The 23,471-nt window shown below is 73.4% G+C and carries 18 protein-coding genes; 9 read left to right on the forward strand and 9 right to left on the reverse strand.

What is annotated here, in order from left to right; all coding sequences use genetic code 11:
• Positions 1 to 14: 14 nt before the first annotated feature.
• Positions 15 to 2,357 carry a glycoside hydrolase family 3 C-terminal domain-containing protein gene (locus AB0H83_RS21795; RefSeq protein WP_360096703.1) on the reverse strand — a complete coding sequence of 781 codons (2,343 nt, stop codon included), beginning with the start codon at positions 2,355 to 2,357 and terminating at the stop codon, positions 15 to 17.
• Positions 2,358 to 2,618: 261 nt separating this feature from the next.
• Between AB0H83_RS21795 and AB0H83_RS21800 the strand changes: the two genes are divergently transcribed.
• The 7 genes from AB0H83_RS21800 to AB0H83_RS21830 all read left to right on the forward strand — a co-directional run bounded on the left by AB0H83_RS21800 (position 2,619) and on the right by AB0H83_RS21830 (position 13,122).
• Positions 2,619 to 4,328 carry a hypothetical protein gene (locus AB0H83_RS21800; RefSeq protein WP_360096706.1) on the forward strand — a complete coding sequence of 570 codons (1,710 nt, stop codon included), beginning with the start codon at positions 2,619 to 2,621 and terminating at the stop codon, positions 4,326 to 4,328.
• A gap of 13 nt (positions 4,329 to 4,341) precedes the next feature.
• A complete protein-coding gene (locus AB0H83_RS21805; RefSeq protein WP_360096709.1) occupies positions 4,342 to 5,307 on the forward strand; it encodes an ABC transporter permease subunit in 966 nt (321 codons plus the stop codon).
• A complete protein-coding gene (locus AB0H83_RS21810) occupies positions 5,304 to 6,233 on the forward strand; it encodes a carbohydrate ABC transporter permease (protein ID WP_360096712.1) in 930 nt (309 codons plus the stop codon). Before AB0H83_RS21805 ends, AB0H83_RS21810 begins: the two co-directional genes overlap by 4 nt.
• 4 nt (positions 6,234 to 6,237) lie before the next feature.
• A complete protein-coding gene (locus tag AB0H83_RS21815) occupies positions 6,238 to 8,166 on the forward strand; it encodes a beta-galactosidase (protein WP_360096715.1) in 1,929 nt (642 codons plus the stop codon).
• Complete coding sequence (locus tag AB0H83_RS21820; RefSeq protein WP_360096718.1) at positions 8,147 to 10,597, forward strand: glycoside hydrolase N-terminal domain-containing protein; 2,451 nt, start codon at positions 8,147 to 8,149, stop codon at positions 10,595 to 10,597. The genes AB0H83_RS21815 and AB0H83_RS21820 overlap by 20 nt, the downstream gene beginning before the upstream one ends.
• Before the next feature lie 104 nt (positions 10,598 to 10,701).
• Positions 10,702 to 11,871 (forward strand): DUF1996 domain-containing protein, encoded by a 1,170-nt coding sequence (locus AB0H83_RS21825; RefSeq protein ID WP_360096721.1) that lies wholly within the window; start codon positions 10,702 to 10,704, stop codon positions 11,869 to 11,871.
• Between the two features lie 138 nt (positions 11,872 to 12,009).
• Positions 12,010 to 13,122 carry a hypothetical protein gene (locus tag AB0H83_RS21830; RefSeq protein ID WP_360096724.1) on the forward strand — a complete coding sequence of 371 codons (1,113 nt, stop codon included), beginning with the start codon at positions 12,010 to 12,012 and terminating at the stop codon, positions 13,120 to 13,122.
• 7 nt (positions 13,123 to 13,129) lie between these two features.
• Here AB0H83_RS21830 and AB0H83_RS21835 read toward each other — a convergent pair whose 3' ends face one another.
• A complete protein-coding gene (locus AB0H83_RS21835; RefSeq protein WP_360096727.1) occupies positions 13,130 to 13,699 on the reverse strand; it encodes a hypothetical protein in 570 nt (189 codons plus the stop codon).
• Positions 13,696 to 14,055 carry a hypothetical protein gene (locus tag AB0H83_RS21840; protein ID WP_360096730.1) on the reverse strand — a complete coding sequence of 120 codons (360 nt, stop codon included), beginning with the start codon at positions 14,053 to 14,055 and terminating at the stop codon, positions 13,696 to 13,698. Before AB0H83_RS21840 ends, AB0H83_RS21835 begins: the two co-directional genes overlap by 4 nt.
• Positions 14,056 to 14,126: 71 nt before the next feature.
• Here AB0H83_RS21840 and AB0H83_RS21845 point away from each other — a divergent pair, with 71 nt between their 5' ends.
• Positions 14,127 to 14,894 carry a metalloregulator ArsR/SmtB family transcription factor gene (locus tag AB0H83_RS21845; RefSeq protein WP_360096733.1) on the forward strand — a complete coding sequence of 256 codons (768 nt, stop codon included), beginning with the start codon at positions 14,127 to 14,129 and terminating at the stop codon, positions 14,892 to 14,894.
• 18 nt (positions 14,895 to 14,912) lie between these two features.
• Here the strand turns inward: AB0H83_RS21845 and AB0H83_RS21850 are convergent, their stop codons facing one another.
• Both AB0H83_RS21850 and AB0H83_RS21855 read right to left on the reverse strand, forming a co-directional pair.
• Entirely contained in the window at positions 14,913 to 16,586 is a 1,674-nt protein-coding gene (locus tag AB0H83_RS21850) for an ABC transporter ATP-binding protein (RefSeq protein WP_360096796.1), read from the reverse strand.
• Positions 16,587 to 16,701: 115 nt separating this feature from the next.
• The gene (locus AB0H83_RS21855) at positions 16,702 to 18,294 is read right to left on the reverse strand and encodes an ABC transporter ATP-binding protein (RefSeq protein ID WP_360096799.1); all 1,593 of its coding nucleotides are present in this window, start codon (positions 18,292 to 18,294) and stop codon (positions 16,702 to 16,704) included.
• 258 nt (positions 18,295 to 18,552) lie between these two features.
• On the opposite strand from AB0H83_RS21855, the gene AB0H83_RS21860 reads away from it, so the two are divergent.
• A complete protein-coding gene (locus AB0H83_RS21860) occupies positions 18,553 to 19,257 on the forward strand; it encodes a hypothetical protein (RefSeq protein WP_360096736.1) in 705 nt (234 codons plus the stop codon).
• Between the two features lie 67 nt (positions 19,258 to 19,324).
• Here AB0H83_RS21860 and AB0H83_RS21865 read toward each other — a convergent pair whose 3' ends face one another.
• From AB0H83_RS21865 to AB0H83_RS21880, 4 genes are read right to left on the reverse strand one after another with little or no spacing between them, the layout of a single operon-like run.
• Positions 19,325 to 20,293: a hypothetical protein gene (locus AB0H83_RS21865; RefSeq protein ID WP_360096739.1), complete on the reverse strand. Its 969-nt coding sequence runs from the start codon at positions 20,291 to 20,293 to the stop codon at positions 19,325 to 19,327.
• On the reverse strand, positions 20,290 to 21,378 hold the full coding sequence (locus AB0H83_RS21870; RefSeq protein ID WP_360096742.1) for a hypothetical protein: 1,089 nt from the start codon (positions 21,376 to 21,378) through the stop codon (positions 20,290 to 20,292). The genes AB0H83_RS21865 and AB0H83_RS21870 overlap by 4 nt, the downstream gene beginning before the upstream one ends.
• Positions 21,375 to 21,818: a DUF4188 domain-containing protein gene (locus AB0H83_RS21875; protein ID WP_360096745.1), complete on the reverse strand. Its 444-nt coding sequence runs from the start codon at positions 21,816 to 21,818 to the stop codon at positions 21,375 to 21,377. The genes AB0H83_RS21870 and AB0H83_RS21875 overlap by 4 nt, the downstream gene beginning before the upstream one ends.
• Positions 21,815 to 23,356 (reverse strand): phenylacetate--CoA ligase family protein, encoded by a 1,542-nt coding sequence (locus AB0H83_RS21880; RefSeq protein ID WP_360096748.1) that lies wholly within the window; start codon positions 23,354 to 23,356, stop codon positions 21,815 to 21,817. The genes AB0H83_RS21875 and AB0H83_RS21880 overlap by 4 nt, the downstream gene beginning before the upstream one ends.
• Between the last annotated feature and the right edge of the window lie 115 nt (positions 23,357 to 23,471).

Here is a 23,471-nt window from a genome sequence, read left to right on the forward strand (position 1 = left end):
CACGCCCCCCGCGGTCAGCCGTCCAGGGTGACGGTGCAGCCGGCGTCCGGCCCGGCCCGGAACTCGTACGCGCCCGGCGGCGTGACGAACCGCTGCTGCTGGACCGACCAGTACGCGAGCGCGGTCTCCGGGACGTCGAAGCGCACCTCGCGCGACTCGCCCGGGGCGAGCGGCACCCGCTCGAAGCCGGCCAGCCGCCGTTCCGGGGCGGGCACCGGCCAGCAGCGCAGGCTGACAGAGAGCTGCACGACCTCGTCGCCGGCGCGGTCGCCGGTGTTGGTGACGGTCACCGCCGCCGACCGCCCCGCGGGGTCCACCCGCAGCGGGCCGTAGGCGAACGTGGTGTACGACAGCCCGTGGCCGAACGGGTACAGCACCTCGCCGCGGTGGTACTGGTACGTCCAGCCGGACCCGATCACGTCGTGGTCGGTCGGCGCGGGCAGCACGGTGCCGGCGCCGTACCAGGTCTGCGGCAGGCGCCCGCCCGGGTTCGCGTCGCCGAGCAGCACGTCGGCCACGGCCGTGCCGAGCTCCTGACCGGCGTGTGACGTCCACACGATCGCCGGCACGTGCTCCTGCGCCCAGTCGATCGCGTACGGGTAGCTGGACACCAGGACCAGCACCGCCGCCGGGTTCGCCGCCACCACCGCGCGCAGCAGCGCCTCCTGCTGCGGCGGCAGCGCCAGCGACGACCGGTCGACGGTCTCCCGGCCGTTGATGTGCGGGTCGTTGCCGAGCACCACCACGACGTGCGACGCGGCCCGAGCGGCCGCCACGGCCTCGTCCACGCCCGAGGAGACCGGCTCCAGCACGAAGCGCAGCGCGCCGCCGGTCCCGCCGCCGGTGGTCAGCCGGCCGTCGGGGCCCTCGGTCACGTACCGGCTCAGCGCGTTGGACCACAGCAGCACCTCGTCGCCGCCGGCCGGGTGCAGCTCCCACAGCTCGCGCACCACCCACCCGTCGGGCGTGACCGCGGTCGCGGCCAGCGCACCGGACTCCTCGACGGTGACGTACCGGTCCGCGGCGGTGTCCCGCAGCGTGTGCACCGGCACCGGGCACTGCACGCTGGTGCCCCAGTCCTGCACGGCGAACACCGCACCCGGCCCGCCGGTGAGCCGCAGCGCCCCGTCGACCCGCCGCCCGTCCGCCGTCGCCAGCCGGACCCGGTCCAGACCGTCCACAAAGGACACCGCGCATCGCGGCCGCAGCGCGCCGACGATGGTGACCGCGTACGGCAGCGTGCCGCTGTACCAGTCGGTGAGCACCCGGTCGCCGAGGTGCCCGATGACCGCGACGTCCCCCGGCGCCGACCACGGCAGCGCGCCGGGGCGGTTGCGCAGCAGCACCACCCCCTCGCGGGCGGCGCGCGCGGCGAGCCGGGCGTGCGCCGGGCAGGCGATCACGTCGCGCCGGATCCCGCGGTACGGGTCCTGCGCGGGCTCGAACTCCCCGGTGTGGGCCCGCATCCGCAGGATCCGCCCGACCGCGGCGTCCAGGTCGGCCTCCGTGACCAGGCCCCGGTCCAGGGCCTCGGTGAACCGGGCGATCGTCGGCCCGGGGTCGGGGCCGTTGTCGGTGTAGCTGTCCACCCCCGCGCGCAGCGCCGCGGCGTGGGACTCGGCGTGCGAGGCGAAGTACCGCTCGGTCTCCACCAGGTTCGACGGCGCCTGCGCGTCGGAGCACACCACCAGGTCCGGCGCCACGGCCCGCAGCACCTGCGCCAGCAGCGGATGCACGTGGTTCGGCACGCCGTTGACGAGGTTGTAGGCCGGCATCACCCCGGCCGCGACCCCGGCGCGCAGCGGCTCCAGGAAGCCGGGCAGCTCGTACTCGTGCACGACCCGCTCCGGCACGGCGATGTCGGCGACGTCGCGGTCGGTCTCGACGTTGTAGGCCAGGAAGTGCTTCAGCACCGGCGTGGTCCGCCACACCGAGGGGTGCGGGCCGCGCAGCCCCGTGCAGTACGCGACGGCCAGCTGCGCGGTCGCGTACGGGTCCTCGCTGTAGCCCTCCTCGTTGCGCCCCCACCGCGGGTCGCGCAGCGGGTTGACCACCGGCGCCCACACGTTGAGCGAGGCGGGCTCGCCCGACGGCGGATCGTGGTGGAACGCGCGGACCTCGGTCGCCGCGGCCTCGCCGACGGCGCGCAGCAGCGCCCGGTCCCAGCTCGCGCCGAGCCCGACGGCCTGCGGGAACACGGTCGCCCGGCCCATCCAGGCGGCGCCGTGCAGCGCTTCACAGCCGGTGCGGAACTCCGCCAGGCCGAGCCGGGGGACCGCCGGCTGCCGCTGGTGCAGCAGGGCGATCTTCTCGGCGGTGGTGAGCTGCCGCAGCAGGTCCGCGACATGATCGGTCATGGGTCCCCACTCTGCCGGTAATAGCTCCGGCAGGAGGCTGTCGAAGCGCTTCGATGATCGGTACCCAGCCCGGACGTGTCAAGCAGAGCGAAACTTTCACGCCCGTCCGCGCGGTGCGCGCGGTCCGGCGAGGGCCTCCGTCGATGTCCTTGTGGGTGGCGCATCGATGCCCTACGGTCTGGCAGTCGAAGCGCCGTCGAAGCGCTTCGATACCTCGCGCACCGCATCGTGCACCTCGATCACCCGAAGGGTGGAACCACCATGCAAAGCGGAGCGACCCCGGCACCGGACGCCGGCACCGGCCTGAGCCGGCGCGGCCTGCTCACCTCCATCGCCGTCATTGCCGCGGTGCCGTTGCTGGACGCCTGCGGCAGCCCGAAGGAGAAGAGCTCGGGCACGACCAGCGAGGGCGACCTGTCCAAGGCGCTGCCCTCGTACGCCCCCAGTGACCTGGTCAAGCCCGACATCCCGGTCGTCACCGGCGCCAACGGCGCCGCCACCGACCCGGCGTTCCTAGCCTACCCGGCCAACCCGGCCCGCACCGTCACCGGCCAGATCGGCAACGGCGGCACGTATGTCACCATGACCCCGCTGTGGGGCGCCATCCCGCCGTCGAACGGCAACGCCCACTACGACGCGGTCAACAAGCAGCTCGGCGCGACCCTGAAGCTGCAGCCCGCCGACGGCAACACCTACGGCGACCTGCTGCCGCCGCTGTTCGCCGCCGACAAGCTGCCCGACTGGATCAACATCCCCAGCTGGAACACCACCAAGCTCAACTTCGGCGAGGCGGTCCGCACCAAGTTCGCCGACCTCACCCCGTACCTCGCCGGGGACAAGATCAAGCAGTACCCGAACCTCGCCGCCATCTCCACCAACGCCTGGGTGTCCGGGGTCTGGAACGGCAAGCTCTACGGCCTGCCGATCTACTCCTCCAACGCCGTCATCGCCGGCATGTACTACTACCGCAAGGACCTGCTGGACAAGGCCGGCGTCTCCGCCGACGTCAAGAACATCGCCGACCTGGAGGCCATCGGCAAGGCGCTCACCAACGCCGCCGCCGGCCAGTGGGCGTTCGACGACCTGTTCGGCAACGACGCCGCGTACATCTACCAGATCTTCGGCTTCCCCGGCACCGGCTACCCGTGGACGACCGACCCGTCCGGCAAGCTCGTGCACCGGTACGAGACCGACGGCATCGTCGAGGCGCTCAACTGGCACGCCAAGATGGTCAAGGCCGGCTACCTGCACCCCGATGCCGTCGCCAACAACAGCCAGAACGCCAAGCAGCGGTTCTGGAGCGGCAAGGTCGCCGTCTGCGCCGACGGCACCGGCGCCTGGAACGGCGACGACGCCAAGTCCGGCGCGGCCGCCGCCCCCGGCTACAACCGGCAGGCGTTCAAACTCTTCAGCGCCACCGGCGGCAAGCCCACCGTGCAGCTCGGCAACGGCGCGTCGATGTACAGCTACCTGAACAAGAAGCTCAACGACGGCCAGATCAAGGAACTGCTCACGATCGCCAACTACCTGGCCGCGCCCTACGGCTCCGCCGAGTGGCTGACCGTCAACTTCGGCACGTCCGGCACCCACTACACCATGAAGGACGGCAACCCCCTGCTGACCGAGCAGGGCAGCAAGGAGATCGCCACCACCTACCAGTTCCTGGCCTGCCCCGCCACCGCCAGCACCGTGCAGTCCGGCGCCGTGCAGGTGGTCAAGGACTCCGCCGCCTGGCAGGCCGACATGGTCAAGCACGCGGTGAAGCCGCTGTTCTACGGCATGAACGTGAGCGAGCCCGCGCAGTTCTCCTCGCTCGGCCAGCCGGTGGAGGACATGATGGTCGACGTCAAGCTCGGCCGGAAGCCGATCTCCGAATGGACCGAGGCGGTCGCCGCCTGGCGCCGGCAGGGCGGCGACGACCTGCGCAAGTTCTACGACGGCATCCGCGAGAAGTACGGCACCGGCAAGTGAACGCGGGGACCCGGTGACACTGCTCAAGCCGGCCGCGGACACGCGGTCGGCCCCGGCCCCGGCCCGCAAGGAGCCGCGCTGGCGGATCCGGCTGCGGCGCGACCGGTCGCTGCTGCTCATGACGCTGCCCGCGGTCGCGCTGCTCGCCGTGTTCGCCTACGTGCCGATGCTCGGGCTCGTCACCGCGTTCCAGAGCTACGACATCTACTCCGGGTTCTGGTACAGCCCCCTTGTCGGTGCCGACAACTTCGAACGCCTGCTGCAGGACCCGATCTTCTGGCACGCGCTGAGCAACACCCTCGTCATCAGCGCCGTCCAGCTGATCCTGTACTTCCCCGTGCCGATCGCGCTGGCGCTGGTGTTCAACGAGGTCGCCAACGCCCGCGTCCGCTCGTTCGTGCAGTCCGTGGTGTACCTGCCGCACTTCTTCTCCTGGGTCCTCGTCGTCACGGTGTTCCAGGAGATGCTCGGCGGCGCCGGCGCGCTCAACACGATGCTGCGCCGGCACGGCTGGGCGACCTGGGACATCATGACCGACCCCGACGCCTTCAAGTACCTCGTCACCGCCCAGGCGGTGTGGAAGGAAGCCGGCTGGGGCATCATCGTGTTCCTCGCCGCGCTCGCCGCCATCGACCAGAGCCTCTACGAGGCGGCCGCCGCCGACGGCGCCGGCCGGTGGCGGCGGCTGTGGCACATCACCCTGCCCGGCATGCGCGGCGTCATCGTGCTCATGCTCGTGCTGCGGCTGGGCAACGCCCTCACCGTCGGCTTCGAACAGATGCTCATCCAGCGGCAGGCGGTCGGCCGGGACGCCTCCGAGGTGCTGGACACCTTCGCCTACTACTACGGCGTCGTCAACAACAACTTCAGCTACGGCGCCGCCGCCGGCCTGTTCAAGGGCGTGCTGTCACTGATCCTGGTGCTGGCCGCCAACAAGCTCGCACACGCCTTCGGCGAGGACGGACTGTACCGCCGATGACCGTCGAGACCAGGCCGCGACCGCGGCACAGCGGCCCCGTGTGGGAGGAGCCGCCCACCGCCGCCGGGCGGGCCGGCAAGGGCATCACCCTGTTCATCGTGGTCGCGGTGATCCTGGTGCCGCTGTACTCCATCGTGCTCACCAGCTTCTCCACCCAGGCCGCCATCAACCGCGCCGGCGGGCTCGTCGCCGTGCCGACCGAGCTGACCGTCGAGGCGTACCGGCAGATCTTCACCAACCAGCTCATCACCCACTCGCTGCTGGTCAGCCTCGTCATCACCGCCGTCGGCACGGCACTGTCGATGATCGTGACCGTGCTGTGCGCCTACGGGCTGTCCCGGCACGGGTCGTTCGGCCACCGCGGCATCCTGCTGTTCCTCGTCGTCACCATGTTCTTCAGCGGCGGGCTGATCCCGTCGTTCCTCGTCGTCACCTCCCTCGGCGGCTACGGCGAGTACTGGACGATGATCCTGCCCAGTGCCGTGTCGGTGTTCAACGTCCTGGTGATGCGCGGCTTCTTCAGCAGCACCGCCCCCGAGCTCATCGACGCCGCCCGGATGGACGGCGCGGGGGAGTGGCGCATCCTGTGGTCGGTGGTGCTGCCGACGTCCCGGGCGGTGACCGCCGTCATCACCCTGTTCTACGCCGTCGGCTACTGGAACTCGTTCTTCAACGCGCTGCTGTACCTGCCCGACAACGGCAAGTGGCCGCTGCAGATGATCCTGTACACCTACACCCTGCAGGGCAGCTCGATGCCCGGCACCGGCACGACCGGCACCGGCCAGTACGCCGGGCACCAGCAGATCGCGCAACTGTCGCTGCAGATGGCGGTGGTCACCCTCACCCTCATCCCGATCGTGGTGGCCTACCCGTTCGTGCAACGGCACTTCACCAAGGGCATGCTCATCGGCGCGATCAAGGGCTGAGCCGGTGCCGGGACTGCACGACGTCACCCGCGGGCGGCTGCTGTACGGCGGCGACTACAACCCCGAACAGTGGCCGCCGCACGTGTGGCGCGAGGACGTCGCCCTCATGCGCGACGCCGGCGTCAACCTCGTCACCGTCGGCGTCTTCGCCTGGGCGCGGCTGCAACCCACACCGGAGCGCTACACCTTCGACTGGCTCGACACCGTCCTGGACCTGCTGCACGACGGCGGCATCGGCGTCGCCCTCGCCACCCCCACCGCCTCGCCGCCGCCGTGGCTCGGCCACCACCACCCCGACACCCTGCCCCAGGACCCCGACGGCGTCCGGCGCCTGTACGGCTCCCGCAACCAGTACTGCCCCTGCGCCCCCGCGTACCGGCGGGCCGCGCTGACGATCAGCGACGCCGTCGCGGCCCGCTACGCCCACCACCCGGCGCTGCGGCTGTGGCACATCGGCAACGAGTACGGCACCACCTGCCACTGCGACCACTGCGCCGAGCGGTTCCGCGGCTGGCTGCGCGCCCGCCACGGCGACCTCGACGGGCTCAACACCGCCTGGGGCACCGCCGTGTGGTCGCAGCACTACGGCGACTGGGCGCAGGTGCTGCCGCCCCGGCGCGTGCAGTACGTCATCAACCCCGCCCAGGACCTGGACTACCAGCGCTTCTGCGACGACATGCTGCTGGAGTGCTTCACCGCCGAACGCGACGCGGTCCGCGCCCACAACCCCGCCGTGCCGGTAACCACGAACTTCATGGACACCTACCGGCACACCGACGGCTGGCGCTGGGCCGCCGCCGAGGACCTCGTGTCCCTGGACACCTACCCGGACCCGAACGACCCCGACGCCCCGATGCGCGCCGCCATGTCCAAGGACATCGTGCGCTCCCTCGGCGGCGGCCGGCCGTGGCTGCTCGCCGAGCAGTCACCCGGCGCGGCCAGCTGGCGGCCCGTCGCCACCCCGAAACGACCCGGCCTGAACCGGCTGTGGTCCATGCAGGCCGTCGCCCGCGGCGCCGACGGCGTCCTGCACTTCCAGTGGCGCGCCTCGCGGCAGGGCGCCGAACGCGCGCACGGCGCGATGGTCCCGCACGCCGGCCCCGACTCCCGTGTCTTCCGCGAGATCCGCGCGCTGGGCCGCGAGCTCGCCGGCCTGTCCGGGGTCGCGGGCTCGACCGTGCCGGCGGACGTCGCGGTCGTGCTCGACTGGGAGGCGTGGCGCGCCGTGGAGCTGGCGCACCAGCCGCACGACGGCTTCCGCTACGTCGACCGGCTCCTGGACTACTACGCGCCGTTGTGGCGGGACAACGTCACCTGCGACTTCGTGCCCGCGACCGGCGAGCTGTCCCGCTACCGCCTGGTGCTGGTGCCCAACCTGTACCAGGTGAGCACCGCCGCCGCGGCCACCGTGACCGGCTACGTCGCGGCCGGCGGCACCGTCGTCGTCGGCCCGTTCACCGGCATCACCGACCCGGACGAGCGGGTGCACACCGGCGGCTGGCCCGGACCGTGGCAGGACCTGCTCGGCGTGCGGGTCGAGGAGCACTGGCCGCTGCCCGACGACGTGCTGCTGGACGTCGCGTCGGCCGAGCTGGGCGACTTCACCGCCACCACCTGGGCCGAATGGGGCGAGGCGCGGGGCGCCACCGCCGTCGCGTCCGTGCGCGGCGGCCCGCTCAACGGCCGGCCCGTCGTGCTGCGCAACGCGTACCGGGCCGGCACTGCCTGGTACGTCGCCACGTTGCCGTCGCCCGACGCGATGCGCTGGCTGCTGCGGCGGGTCTGCGCCGGGGCCGGCGTCGCGCCGGTGCTGCCGGGCCTGCCGCCGGACGTCGAGGCCGTGCGCCGGGGCGACCTGGTGTTCCTGCTGCACCACGACACCGGCCGGGTCGAGATCCGGCGGGAAGGACACCATGACCAGGCACCGCATTGAGCTCACCGCACCGGCCGCGGACTTCCACGACGGGTTCCCGCTCGGCAACGGCCGCCTCGGCGCCATGCTGCACGGGCGGCCCGGCGTGGAGCGCATCGACCTCAACGCCGACACCCTGTGGTCGGGCGGCCCGCTGCCCGGTCTCCTCCAGGACGGCGCCGCTGTGCCGGACGGCGCCGCTGTGCCGGACGGCGCCGCTGTGCCGGACGGCGCCGCTGTGCCGGACGGCGCCGCTGTGCCGGACGGCGGTGTTTTACACGACGTTTTGCAGGACGGTGCCGGTCCGGCGCGGCTGCTGCCGGCGCTGCGGGACGCGGTGGCCGCCGGTGACCACGCCGCCGCCGACGCCCTCGCCCGGCGGCTGCAGGGCGACGCCTGGACCCAGTCGTACCAGCCGATCGGCCACCTCGAGTGGCGCTACGCCGACACCGCCGACACCGCCGACACCGCCGGCGCCTCCGGCTACCACCGGCACCTCGATCTCGCCGACGCCGTCGCCGTGACCGGCTACGACAGTGCCTGCGGCCCGGTGCGGCTCACCGCGTTCGTCTCCGCCCCCGACGACGTCCTCGTCGTCTCGGCGACCGGACCCGGCAGCCTCGCCGCGACCGCCCCGCCGCGACTGCACAGCCCGCACCCCGTCACCGCCGGCGTCGTCGACGCCGGCGCCGGGCCGTGCCTGCTGTGGACGGGCCGCGCCCCGGCCCACGTGCTGCCCAACTACGTCGAGCAGGAACCGGCGGTCGTCTACGCCACCGGCACCGGCGCCGCGGTGCCGGCCGGCATGGGCTTCGCCGTCGCCGCCGCCGTGCGGCACACCCCCGACGAGACCCGGCTCGTCCTCGCCGTCGCCACCGGGTACCGCGGCCACCGGCACCCACCCAGCGCCGACCTGGCCGCCATCGCGGGCGACGCGCTCGCCCGGGTCGCCCGCGCCCTGGCCCGGCCCACCCGGGTGCTGCGGCGACGGCACCTCACCGAGCACCGGCAGTACTTCGACCGCGCCGACCTCGAGCTGCCCGCCGACGGCCGCGCCGAGCTGATGTTCCACCTCGGCCGGTACCTGCTCATCGCCGCGTCCCGGCCCGGCACCCAACCGGCGAACCTGCAGGGCATCTGGAACACCGACGTGCGCCCCGGCTGGTCGTGCAACTGGACCACGAACATCAACGCCCAGATGAACTACTGGGCGGCGGAGAGCACCGGCCTGGCCGACCTGCACGAGCCGCTGCTCACCCTGACCGCCGACCTCGCCGCCGCCGGCACCGCGACCGCGGCCCGCCACTACGCCGCCCGCGGCGCCGCCGTGCACCACAACACCGACCTGTGGCGGCACACCGCACCCGTGCCCGGCGACCCGCAGTGGGCGAACTGGCCGTCGGCGCTGCCGTGGCTCGCCGCGCACGCCTGGGACCACCTCGAGCACGGCGCCCCACCCGGATTCGCCGCCGACGTCGCGCTGCCGGTGCTGCGCGCCGCGGCCCGCTTCCTGCTGGACATGCTCGTCCCCGACGCCGCCGGCGCCCTCGTCGTCAGCCCGTCCACGTCACCGGAGCACGACTTCCGCTACGGCGACACCGGCCACGCGGCGGTCTCCTGGGGCTGCGCCCTGGACCAGGAGCTCGCCCGCGAGGTCCTCACCAGGCTGGTGACGCTGCTCGACCGCGCCCCCGACCCCGCCCTGCACCGCGAGGCCACCGCCGCGCTCGCCGCCCTGCGCCCCGTGCAGGCCGGCCCGGACGGCACCCTGCTGGAGTGGTACGACGACCGCCCACCCCACGAACCCGGCCACCGGCACCTGTCCCACCTGTACGGCCTGTACCCCGGCACCCGCATCACGGAGACCGGCACCCCCGCCGACTTCGCCGCCGCCCGCGCCGCGTTGACGGCCAGACTCGCGCACGGCACCGGCCACACCGGCTGGAGCCGCGCGTGGGTGCTGTGCCTCGCCGCCCGCCTGCGCGACCCGGACCTCGCCGTCGAGTCCCTCGCCGCGCTCACCGGCGGGCTGTGCTCGGCGTCGCTGCTGACGCTGCACTCCGACGCGGCCCGCCCCAGCGGCTGGATCTTCCAGATCGACGGCAACCTCGGCACGCCCGCCGGCATCACCGAGCTGCTCGTGCAGAGCCACGCGGGCGCCGTCAGCCTCCTGCCCGCGCTGCCGGCGGCGTGGGACACCGGCCGGATCCGCGGCGTACGCTGCCGCGGCGGCCACCGCGCCGACGTGGCCTGGACCGGCGGGCACCTCACCACCGCCCGGATCACCGCCGGCGCCGACGGGCCGCTGGTCGTGGAGCTGCCGGCCCCGCCGGGCAAGGTCCACGCCGCCGGCGGCACGCCCGTGGAGGTCACCACCGTGGCCGGCGCCCCCGCGGGCCGCCGCCGGATCCGGTGGGACGCCCGCGCAGGCGCCGGCTACGACCTCGGGTGACCTTCACCCTTTTTTAAGATCGCATGAAAAGCCTTCCGGGTACGCGATGCGGCTGCCTACCATGGCGCGGCCGTGATCGTCCGATCGGCGTGCCCTGTCCTGCCGTGGGAGAGCTGACCGTGTCGAACCGCAAGCGGGGTGTCCTGGCCGGTGCCGCGGTCGCCGTGGTCGTCGTCGCGGCCCTGGCCGTCTACCTGTCCGGCGCCGGCGCCGACCCGGGACCCGCCACCACCGACGTCGCCCTCACCTCCCCGGACGGCGGCGCAGGCGCGGGCGACACGGCCGGCCTGCCCGGCGCCTCGGCCCCGGCCTCCGCACCGGCCTCCGCGGGCGGCTCGTCCACCGGGCTGGCCCCGGCCGCCGGCGACGGCGTGCCGAAGGCGGCCGCCGTGGGCGGCTGGATCCCCGTCGACGGCGCCTGGAAGGCGCAGGCCGACGCGTACAAGAGCCTCGCCGCCGACCCGGTGCCGGCCGGCGTCGGGAACCTGCCGGAGTTCCGCGCCGACTGCCAGTACAGCCACTCCCTCGCCGACGACCCGATCGTCTTCCCGGGCCTGCCCGGCGCGTCGCACATGCACTCGTTCGTCGGCAACAAGGCCGCCGCCGCGGCCACCACCCCCGCGGACCTGATGAAGTTCACCGCGACCAGCTGCAAGCCGGTGCAGGACCACTCCGCGTACTGGGTGCCGACGCTGTACGACGCCGCCACCAACAAGCCCGTCGAGACCACCGGCTTCCGCGTCTACTACCGCTCGCTGATGAACACCTCCACCGGCCAGATGCCGATGCCCAACGGCCTGCGCATGATCTCCGGCGACGCGAAGAAGCAGCAGCCGACCCCGCGCGGCGCGTCCGGGCAGTTCTACTGCGCCTTCTACGGCCCCGGCGACCTCGACGGCATCGCCCGCAGCAGCAACGGCAACTGGCCCATCTGCGGCGGCACCGCGACCCTGCACTTCATGCTGCAGTTCCCCGACTGCTGGGACGGCAAGCACCTGGACAGCCCCAACCACAAGGACCACGTCACCTACGGCGCCGGCAACGCCTGCCCGGCCAGCCACCCGGTGAAGATCCCGGCGATCACCTTCGACATCCAGTACGGCGCGAAGGGCACCACCGACGGGTACTACCTGTCCTCCGGCAAGGAGCTGCGCAGCGCCTCCTCCATGCACGGCGACGCCTTCGTCATGTGGGACGTCACCACCATGAACAAGCGCACCAGGAACTGCGTCCAGCAGCGCCGCACCTGCGACAACTACGGCTACCAGAAATGACGTCGAGCGCTGGGGCGGCGCGGTGGAGTACCTGCTGCACCATGGCCTGTCGCCGGACCGGCTGGCGGCGCTGCGGACGAGGCTGATCGCCCCCGCGGAGTGATCCGGCGACGGCGTGCCCGTGCGACGGTGAGCGCTGTGACGACGCGCGACGTACGCTTCGGCGACGCTACGACCGGCACCGTCTCGCTCGACCGGCCGGTGCTGCGGCATCCGGCGAACCCGGTCCTCACCGCGCGGCAGGTCAACGCGGTCTGGCGGGAGCCGCACCTGCAGGTGGTCACCGTGCACAACGCGGGGGTGGCCAGGCTGGCGGACCGCACGGCGCTGCTGTTCCGCTCGCACCTGCGCTGCGGCATCAGCGTGCTCGGCCTCGCCACCAGCGCCGACGGCGTCACGGACTGGTCCGTCCACCCGCGGCCGGTGCTGTCGCCGGCGACCGAGGCGGACCGGTGCGTCGACGGCGTGCAGGGGCGGCTGGTCGTCGAGGCCGAGTCCGGCGGGGTCGAGGACGCGCGGATCAACCCGGTCGAGGGCACGTTCGCGGTCACGTACAGCGCGTACCACGCCGGGGTCCGCAACCGGGTCCGGGTGTCGCTCGCGCTCACCGACGATCTGACCACGTTCACCCGGCACGGGCCGATGCTCGACCGGGACATGCGCAACGTGGTCGTGTTCCCGGAGCGCATCGGCGGGCGGTACGTCGGGCTGTTCCGGCCCAACGACGCCGGCCCGGGTGATGTCGGCGGCGCGTACACGCAGATCAGGATCGGCTATGCGGACGATTTCCGGACCGGGCCGTGGAAGGTCGCCGACGAGCCGGTAATGCGCACGGGCGCGGGACCGAGCGCGTTCTCCGACAAGATCGGGCCGGGTGCGCCGCCGGTGCGCACGCCGCACGGCTGGCTCAACGTGTTCCACGGGGTGCGCACGACGATGGACGGCAACCCGTACGTGCTCGGCGTCGCCCTGCACGACCTGGAGGACCCGGGTGTGGTGCGCATGTCCAGCATCCCGATCCTGTTCCCGTCCCGCGCGGACTGCCGGGTGCCGGACACCGACTACGTCCACGTGCCGAACGTGGTCTTCTCCTGCGGCCTGGTCCGCGAGGCCGACGGCACGGTCGTCATCTACTACGCCGGCAACGACACGGTGGTGAACGTGGCCGTGACGCACGAGGACGTGCTGGCGCAGCTGTGCCTGCGCTACGGCCAGGACCCGCTGACGGGGCGGCTGCTGTACCCGCTGTGAGGACCGGTCACTGCAGGAAGTCGCGCCAGAACGGGACGGTGGCGGTGGGCTGCCAGGCCGGGTCGGTGCGGTCGATGCCGGGACCGGCGCCGAACTCCTGGTACACGTAGTCCAGCAGGTCCGTGCCGTAGCAGATGATGTCGGTCTGGTACACCGACAGCACCGGGTGGCCCGAGGTGCCCCGGCCCGGCGGCAGGTAGCGGTGCGAGTAGACCGGGATCAGCTGCGGGACCTTGGTGAGGTGTTCACGGGCCAGCTCGACGGCGGCCGCGGTGCGGGCCGGGCGCTCGCCCCAGTCGCGGTGCCAGTACCACTTCTCGACGTCGAACAGGACGCCCTCGACCGGCCAGGCGAGTTTCGCGCGCAGGTCGGACGGGTCGCCGTCGCGCCAGTCGGGCCAGCGGTCGTTGCCGAGCGGCAGGCCGGCGCCGAGGAAGGCGCGGTGGTCGTCGGCGAACGTGATGCCGTAGCGCTCCTCGACCCGGTCGAACTCGGCGCCGGTGAGGCCGGGCGCGACGTGGCGGTGCCGGGTGAACAGGCGGCGGGCCGCGTCCGCGCCGAGCTGCGCGCCGGTCACCGCAGCCAGCGCAGGGCGGCGTCGGCGGTGTCCTCGGGGGTGCTGTTGAACGCGATCGCCGCCTGCGGCGCGTGCCGGCGGACCAGGTTGACGGCCTGCTCGAAGAGCGCCAGCAGCGGCTCGTGCTTGCGGATGCCGCCGCCGACGACCACGCAGGCGTAGTCGGCGGCGGTGAGCGCCTTGACCATCGCGGACCCGGGGTCCTCGTCGGGGGCGAGCAGGCACAGGTCGGCCTCGATGCCGTGCTCGGCGAAGCGGGCCTGGCCGCGCTCGATCGCGGCGACGACCGGGGCCGGATCCCAGCCCGGGATCTTGACCGGATCGAGCCCGATCACCAGCACCCGTCCATGCGTCATGCCTCCTTCATACCGCATCCGGCCTGCGCCACACTTGACATTATGCAGGTAAAAACCTGCATAATGCGGTGGTGGACCTGGTCTTCAAGGCGCTGGCCGACCCGACCCGCCGGGGGATGCTCGACAGCCTGCGCCGGCAGGACGGGCAGACGCTGGGCATGCTGTGCGCCGGCCTCGCGATGGCCCGCCAGTCGGCCACCCAGCACCTGCAGGTGCTGCAGGACGCCAACCTCGTCACCGTCGTGCGCCGCGGCCGGGAGCGGCTGCACTACCTCAACCCGGTGCCCATCCACGACCTGCAGCGGCGCTGGATCGCGGCGTACGAGGAGCCCAGGCTGCGGATCTTGGACGCCGTCAGACAATCTGCGGAAGGACACGCCATGACGACCGAAACACCCGATGCGATACCGACCTACGTGTACGTCACCTACATCAAGGCGACCGCCGAGCAGGTGTGGCACGCCCTGACCGACGCCGACCTCACCGCCGCGTACTGGGGCCACGCCAACGTCTCGGACTGGCAGGTCGGCTCGACCTGGGAGCACCGCCGCGCCGACGGCTCCGGCATCGTTGACGAGACCGGCACGGTCCTGGAGGTCGACCCGCCGCGCCGGCTGGTCTTCACGTTCGGCGGCGAGGCCACCGTCACCTTCACCGTCGAGTCCGACCAGGACATCGTCCGGCTCACCGTCACCCACGAGCGCCTCGCCACCCAGGAGGACCTGGACGCGATCTCCCTCGGCTGGCCCGCCGTGCTGGCGAACCTCAAGTCCCTGCTGGAGACCGGCAGCCCGCTGCCCCAGGAGCCGTGGAAGATGCCGGCCAGCACTACCACCTGACCGCTCGCTGGGTGGCGGTCAGGCACCACCGTGCCAGGACCGCCACAGCGCGGCGTACGGGCCGCCCGCGGCGACGAGCTCGTCGTGCGTGCCCAGCTCGATGATGCGGCCGTCCTCCATGACCGCGACCCGGTCCGCGTCGTGCGCGGTCTGCAGCCGGTGCGCGATCGCGATCACCGTCCGCTCGTCCAGCACCGCCGCGAGGGCGCGCTCCGCGGTCCGGGCCGCCGTCGGGTCCAGCAGCGCCGTCGCCTCGTCGAGGATCACCGTGTGCGGGTCGGCGAGGACCACCCGGGCGAGGGCGACCTGCTGCGCCTGCGCGCCGTCGAGCGGGTGCTGCGCGAGGTCCCGGTCCAGGTCGTCGGCCCAGTCGGCGCCGACGGTCTTCAGCGCCGCCCGCAGCACGTCGTCGGGGGCGGCGACGATGAGGTTGTCGCGCAGCGACTCGCGGAACACGTGGTGCTCCTGGGTGACCAGCACGACCTGGCGGCGCAGCTCGTCCGGCGGCAGGTCGGCGATCGGCACCCCGCCGACGGTGACCGAGCCGGCGGTCGGCCGGTCCACGCCCGCGATCAGCATGCCGAGCGTGGACTTGCCGGCGCCCGACAGGCCCACGATCGCCAGCCGCTCGCCGGGGCGGATGGTCAGGTCCACGCCGTGCAGCACGTCGGGGCCCGCATCGTACGCGTACCGCACGCCCGTCAGCTCGATCCGTTCGTGCCGCGGCGGGTCGGTGACGGCGGGTGCCACGGCCGGGATCGCGGCCAGCCCCTCCACGCGCGCGAACGACGCGAGGCTGCTCTGCAGCTGCTCGATCCAGATGAGGATGCCGTCCAGCGGCCCGACCAGCTGCCGCAGGTAGAGCACGGCCGCCACGACCGTGCCCAGGCTGACCCGGCCGTCGATGTACAGCAGGCCGCCCAGCAGCAGCACCAGCACACCGGGGACCGCGTACGACGTCTCCACCAGCGGGAAGTACACCGACCGCAGCGCGAGCGTGCCCAGCCGGGTGCGGCGGGTCTCGGTGATCGCCGCGTGCCCCGCGGCGAGGCGGCGCTCCCGCAGCGCGAACGCCTCGATCGTGCGGGCGCCGGTGGTGGTCGCCGCCAGGTCGTCGGCGAGCACCGAGTTCGCCGCGCCCTCGGCAAGGTACGCCGCGCGGGCCCGGCGCAGGTACCACCTGGTCACGAACCAGATCCCGGACAGCCCGGCGACGCCGACCACGCCGAGGATCGGGTGCAGGACCACGACCGCGGACACGATGAACACGATCTGCACGGCGCCGACGGCCATGCCGGGCAGGATGTCGCGCAGCGTGTTCGCGACCGCGTCGATGTCGGTCGTGCCGCGGGCCGCGAGGTCACCGGCGGGGACCCGCTCCACGACGGCCGCGGGCAGCCCGAGAGCGCGGCGCACGAACCGCTCCCGGATGCGGTACGCGGTGCGCTCGCCGAAGCGGTACCCGATGGCCAGGGCGAAGCGGGTCAGCAGCGTCTGGGCGACGGCACAGCCCAGCACGCCCAGCGCCAGCCGGTCGACGCCACCGCCGCCGCGGCCGACCGCGTCGATGATCCGGCCGAGCAGCCACGGGGCGCCGAGGCCGGCGAGCGCGGCGAGGGAGTTGAGGGCGACGACGGCGGCGACCGTGCGCCGGTCCGCGGCCAGCAACCGGAGCGCGGCCCGCCCGACCATCCGCTGATCGGCCACCGGCAGTGCCGTGCTCACGCCGCCACCTCCGCTTCGCTCCGGCGTCGGCCTGAGCCAATCCGCACTTTCGATGAGCGGGCCGAGCCGCTCCGCTGCCCGCTCATTGGTCCTCGTCCTCGTCTCCGTACGCCCGGGTGACCAGCGCCCGGTAGCCGGGGTGCGCGGCGAGCAGCGTGCGGTGCGTACCGGATGCGGCGACCCGGCCGTCGACCAGGTAGTGCACCACGTCGGCGCGGTCCAGCAGTACCGGCGACGTGGTGGCCACGACGGTGCCGCGCCCGGCTCGCGCGGCCGACAGCCGCTCGGCGACGGCGGCCTCGGTGTGCGCGTCCACCGCCGAGGTCGGCTCGGCCAGCAGCAGCATCTCCGGGTCGGCGTGCACGGCCCGGGCCAGCCGGACCCGCTGCCGCTGCCCGCCGGACAGGTTGCGCCCGCCCCATTCGACCGGTCGGCCCAGGTCGGCGGCGACGTCGTGGGCGACCGCGGTGCGCACCGCCCGGCCGACCCGGCCGTCGTCGGGCTCGTCCGGCCCTGCGACCACCTCCCGCAGCGGCCCGGCGAACAGGTCGGCGTCGTGGTCGGCGACCAGGATCCGGGCCCGCACCTCGGCCTGCGCGATGTCCGCCAGGCGCAGCCCGCCCCAGGTGGCGTCGGTCGCCCCGTACCGCCCGAGCCGGTCGAGCACGGCGGCCGCGTCCTGCGGCCTGGCCCCGGCGAGGGCGGTGAACCGGCCGGGCTCGGCGACGACCCCGGAGCCCGGGTCGTGCAGCGGCGCGGGCGTGGCCGGCGCGGCACCGCCGGACGGGTCGTCGACGGGCAGCCGCAGGAAGTCCACCACGCGCCGGGCCGCGACCAGCCCCCGCACGATGTCGAACAAGCAGAAGATCATGACGTTGACGGGGATGACGAGCATGGCGGTGTACCCGTACACGGCGACGAGCTCGCCGACCGTGAGCTCGCCGGCGGCGGCCAGCCGGGCCGACAGCCAGACGACCACGCCGAGGAAGACGACGGGCAGGCCGTCGCCGAGGGCGCCGATCCAGCTCGACGGCCCGCCCACCCGGTAGCCCTGGTCCCGCAGGGTCGCCGACTCCTGCTGGTACCGGCCGAGGTAGGTGTCCTTGCCGCCGAGCCCGTTGAGGATCTTCAGCCCGCCGAGGATGTCGACCAGGCGGGTGTTGAGCTCGCCCTGCCGGTCGCGGTAGCGCAGCCCGGCCCGCTGGGTGCGGTGCAGCAGCGGCCCGACGATCAGCAGCAGCACCGGCAGCCCGGCGGCCACGACCACGGCCAGGGTCCCGGAGGTGCGCGCCAGCAGGACCGCGACCACCGTGTACGCCAGTGTCGAGGCGAACCCGACGCCGCCGACGTTCATCGCCCGGCCGATCGTCCACACGTCGGAGATGCCGATCGTGACCACCTCGCCGGCCGTGACCCGCCGCGGCAGGGCCGCACCGAGCCGGGTCGCGTGGGTCATGATGAGGTCGGCGGTGCGTAACGCGGCGCTCATCCGCAGCTTCGTCATGCTGCGGTGGCGCATGATGCCCAGCCCCGCGCTGGCCACGCCGACGACCAGCACCGCCGCGGCCCAGGCGGCCAGCACGCCGGGGCGCCGGGACTGCAGCCCCCGGTCGATCGCCTGCGAGATCAGCAACGGCGTGGACGCCAGGCTCAGGAACCACAGCGACCCGAACATGGCGCCGAGCGCGACCTTGCCCTTGACCTTCCAGCCGAGCCAGACCAGGAAGCGTGCGGGTCCCCGAACATCCACGACCACCATGCTGCCCGACGCACCGGGGTGCCTGTCGCCCCGATTTTCATCGATCGGGTGAGTGCGGCGCGATCCGCCCGCTGACCGTTACCGAATCGTGCCAGGGCCCACCGGCACCCGCCCGGGCGCCGGCGCCGTCCAAGCCGCGTGGATGACGGTGCGCGGCGGTCGTGGTGGCCGCCGGTGGCCGCGGCGGTGGTCGCGGTCCTGGCGGTGGCGTGTCTCGTGGGGTACGCGGCGGTGCGTGCCGCCCTCGTCGCCGGCGACCCCGGGGAGCCGGGGGTCGCCGTGCCGGTGGCACCGTGGCCCAGGCCGAGCGGGGAGCAGTGCCGCACCGGACTGGCGGGCCTGTGCGCCGACGACGACCAGGGGCTGGCGCCGATCCCTGGCCTCACCGCCGCCGGCTGGACCGGCCGGCTCCCCGAGCAGTTCCGGCCCGGGTACGCCCAGCAGGACCGCGACGGGCTCCTGGAAGGCACGGTGCCGATCCGCGAACCGGTCAGCGGCAAGCCCGCCGGCGGCAGCGGCCGGCAGATGACGGTCAACAGCACCGGCCGGGCCACGCTCACGTACGGCCCGGACAACCTCCTGCGCACCGTCGAGTGCGCGGTGGACGCCGCCGGCCTGGCGCCGCTGTCGCCGCAGGCGCTGGACTTCGTGCGGCAGTGCGTGCTCGCCACCGCGACCGCCGACATCGCGCCCGCCACCGGCGCGTGGCTGGACGCGCGGCTGCATCCGGAGCAGGGGCCGGTCGACCCGTCCGGCGCCGCGCCGGCGACGGTGCCCTGGTCGTGCGGCTGGCTGTCGCTGCGGCTCGGGGCCGGCCCGGCGCACGCGGTCGCCATGGTCACCGCCCCGCGCCAGGCCCCGGCCCCTTGCGCCCGCTGAACGCGGTCGCCCGCGCCGCCGGCCCGGCCGGGGCACCGACCGCGCGCCAGGCTGCGTGCGGGGACCGTCAGACCTGCGACGCCGGGATACGGGCCGAGCGGACCGGCTCCTGCAGCGGCCGCCCTGTGCGGAACACGGCCAGGGGCGACTCGTCCGGTGCCAGCCCGAGCCGCGCCGCCAGCTGGGCCGACGTGGCCGCGCAGTCCAGCAGCTGGCTCAGCGGATGCACGGCGAGGCCTCGCTCGGACAGCGCCAGCCACACCCGCATCAGCGTGCGGCCCTGCTCGACGACCGCTTCCGGGGTGACGGCGGAGCCGACCAGGACCAGCACGGTGCCCTCGTACCGCAGCAGGCCCTTCGACGCGGCCGCCAGCAGCGCCGGGCCGCCGAGCCGGCGGGTCACCGGGTAGGCGCGAGGGCCGATCATCGTGGCCAGCCCGGCGGCCTCGACGCGGGACATCGCCATCGCCCGGTCGGTGAGGCCGTCGAGGTGGTACCGGGGGTGCCGCGGCGACAGCCGCATCCACTCCCGCAGCTCGGCGACCACCTCGGGTGTGCCGAACATCCAGCGGTCCGCCGCGGCGAGCGGGCCGACGAGGGACCGGGCCGGCACCTGGCGCAAGTCGGCGCCGAGCGCGGTCAGCGCCGCGAGGACCGCCGGGTCGAGCGGGCCGGGCGCGTACCCGCCGCGGGCGCAGCGCCGCTGCCGCACCGACGCTGGCGGGAACGGGGTCTCGTACACCGCGGCCGCCGGCACCAGCCGGGCGGCGCGCAGCGCGGCACGGTCCACGGCGACCTCGGCGCGCACCGGCAGGCCGGCGCCGGCGGCGACGATGAGGCACGTCTCGACGAACGAGCCCAGCGACAGGAACAGGTCTCGCCGGGTCGGATCCGAGTCCGGCAGCGCGCGGGCCGGGTCCCAGTGCACGTCGACCGCGTCCGCCGCGGAGCGCAGCACCCACGGCTGGGTGTTGTGCGCGCTCGGCGCCCGCCGGCAGTCATCCTCGAGCGCGCGGAAGTCTTCGACCCAGCTCACGCGACCGGCCTCTCGTAGAAGGTGTACCCGTGCAGCGGCCGGCCGCCCATCCGCCGGTACTGCGCCGCCGACGCCGGGTTCGAGCGCTCCACGTACGTGCTGCGCAGGGACCGGTAGCCGCCGGCCTTCAGGTTGCGGTACAGCTCCCGGGACAGCAGCGTCAGGTAGCCGCGGCCCTGCTCGCCGGGGACGGTGCCCTTGATGATGAGCACCGCGTCGCGCCGGTACCGGCCGCGGGTCAGCAGCAGCCGCAGCTGGTTGCGCACGCCGAGCCGGCCGCCGACCTTCATGAAGAACTCCGACACGTCCGGCACGGTGACCACGAACGCGACCGGCCGGCCGTCCTGCTCCAGCCACAGCAGCAGCGACTCGTCCAGCAGGTACGCCAGGCCGTCGGTCTGCGCGGCGAGCTCGTCGGCGTCGATCTCGGTGTAGTAGCCCAGCTGCGCGAACGAGGCGTTGAGCATCTGCCGCAGGATCGGCAGCTGGGTGGCGAACCGGCGGCGGGAGCCGCGGCGGATGACGAGCCCCTCGGCCGCCACCCGCGCGTCGTCGAACGGGAACAGCGCGCCGGGGTCGGCGTCGAACCCCGTGCACAGCCACGTGTCGGCCTCGAAGCGGCGGGTGAAGCCGTGCCGCTCGTACGTGCCCGGGTAGTGCGCCGGGTTCCACGCCGAGTCGATGAAGCCGCGCTCGTCGAAGCCGGACGTGATGACCCCGCCGGTCTGGTTCGGCAGCAGCCCGACCGGGCCGAACAGCGCCCCGGTGTCCCGGCCCCGCGCGGCGACGAGGTCGAACAGGGCCGCGGCGGTCGGCTCGTCGCGGAACTCGGTGAGCCCGAACAGCTGGTGCCGCCGGCCGAGCTTGGCGTCGAACTTGGCGCTGCGGTGCACGATCGTGCGCCCGACCGCCGTGCCGGACGCGTCGCGGGCCAGGAACAGCTCCGCGGCACCGGAGCGGTGCCAGCCGGCGATGACGGAGTCGGCGAGTGGCACGTACCGGTCCGCGGGGTGCAGCCGCAGCGGCACCTCGCAGAACGCCCGCAGCGCGGCCCGGCCGGTCACGGGCACGACCTCCACGCTCACCGGTGCACGCCCGGGCCGCCGGTCTCGTGCGACAGCGGCGTGTACGTCTCGATGTGCGCCATCGCGTTGCCCTCGGCGCGCCACACGCCGTTGGTGTAGCCGCTCTCCTCGGCGTTGTACAGCCGGATGTAGCCGCCGGTCGCGTTGCGGGTGCCGTTGTCGGTGATCCAGCACATCAGGTCCCGGTGGTGCTTGGTCCGGGCGAACTTCAGCAGCGCGTCACGGTCCCGGAAGAACGCGATCGTGCCCAGGGTGAAGGGCCACTGCCAGTAGACGGTGTGCCAGCAGTACCCGGGCAGCCGCCGCATCTGGCGCACCATCTTGAACCACGTGAAGCTGAGGATGAAGATCGAGTGCGGTCCCCGGTACCGGGTGGCGCCGACGAACATCGCGGTCGCCTGGCCGACCGGCGGCACCTTCGAGAAGTCGGTGGTCCTCATGCCGCGGCGCTCCTTGCCAGGTAGACGTTCTTGATCTTTCCGCCGGTGCCGGCGAACGGGCCGGCGCCGTGCTCGTGGACGCGGATGCGCAGGTCCGCGGCGGTCGGGTCCTCGGCGAGGGACTCGGCGAAGTCGCGGCTCACCTCGGCGAGGTAGCGCACCAGGCCGCGCCGGCACACGCCGGCGAGCTCGGCCAGCTCCGCCTCGGCCAGCTCGACGCCGTCACGCAGCTGGACGTGCACCACCGGGCGGCTCTCCAGGTCGGTGTGCTCCTCCAGGGTCAGGCAGAAGCTCTCGATCCGGTGCGCGTGCGGGTTGTCGCGGTACAGGCCGTTCTCGACGTCCTGCGGGTAGATGTTGGCGCCCATGTAGGAGATCGTGCTGTCCTTTCGCCCGTACAGGAACAGCAGCGGCAGCTGCATCCGGTCGCCGAGCGCCGCGCGCTGCGCCTCCTGCCACACCGCCGGCTCGGCCGACACGATCCTGGCCAGCTCGTCGTAGGGCATCAGCCGGCCCTCGTCGCCGATGTTGTAGCGGACCTTCGGGTTGAGCACCGCGGTGGTGTTGATGGTGCACAGGATCTCGTTGTCGGCGGTCGTCTCCAGGTACGTCTCCAGCGGGTTGTACTGGAAGATCATCGGCAGCCGGTGCTCGTCGGGGCCGAGCAGCGCGGCCCGCAGCCGCTGGTCGGTGCGCAGCCGGCGGCGCAGCCACACGGTGAGGTCGGTCTCGCCGCCCATGCCGATGGTCAGGTCGCTGGCGCCGTAGCCGGAGCGGACCTTCGTGAAGCGCCGCTCCAGGTAGTCGCGCAGCGCCTCGGTCATGCCCTCGCCGCCGACCAGCGCGCTCAGCCGGTACGGCGCCCAGTCGAAGCCGACCTCGTCCATCCTGTCCAGCAGGTGCTTCAGGAACGGCGGGTACGCGGTGACGACGTAGTCGAAGCCCGGCCCGAAGTGCCGCAACGTGTCGATGATCTTGTCGAGGTCCGGGCCGGTGTTCTTCACCATCGCCACGCGGGCCATGGCGATGCCGGTGTTCGTGCCGGTCGCCCACGCCCCCATCGAGTAGGCGTTGATGACGAACCGCCGCTTCGACGGGAACACCAGCGTCGTGTAGCCGGCCAGGTTCTTGTGCACCGTGCGCAGCTCCCGTCGGCTGCGGATCCAGTTGTACGGCTGCCCCGACGACCCCGACGACTCGTCCACCACGCTGCCGGCGATCTCGATCTTCCCGTGCCAGCAGCGCTGGTCCTGCGGGTACGCCTTCACGTAGGACTGCTTGTCGGTGGGCGGGTACGAGGTCAGGTCGAACCAGCGGAACCGCCAGCCGTTGCGGCGCAGGAAGTCGCCGTAGGCGGGCACGTCGATCGCGGCGAACTGGCACGTCATCCACGCGTGCAGGCGCGCGAACCGGGCCATCCACGGCCGGTAGTTGCGGGCCATCAACCGCCACACCGTCGGGTGGACCCGATAGATCGCGTACAGCCAGGTCAGCCCGAAGCTGCTGACCCGCAGCACCCATTGCCGCACGAACGTCACGACACGTTCCCTTCCTCCTCGACCGGTACCATCCTGCGGCCCGCGGCGGTCCGGGCGCCTGAGCCGTCCTACTCGCATCTGGGTGAGTACGGACGACACCATGATCTACAGTGCT

This window comes from Dactylosporangium sp. NPDC050688 (assembly GCF_040654515.1).
Classification (GTDB): Bacteria; Actinomycetota; Actinomycetes; order Mycobacteriales; family Micromonosporaceae; genus Dactylosporangium.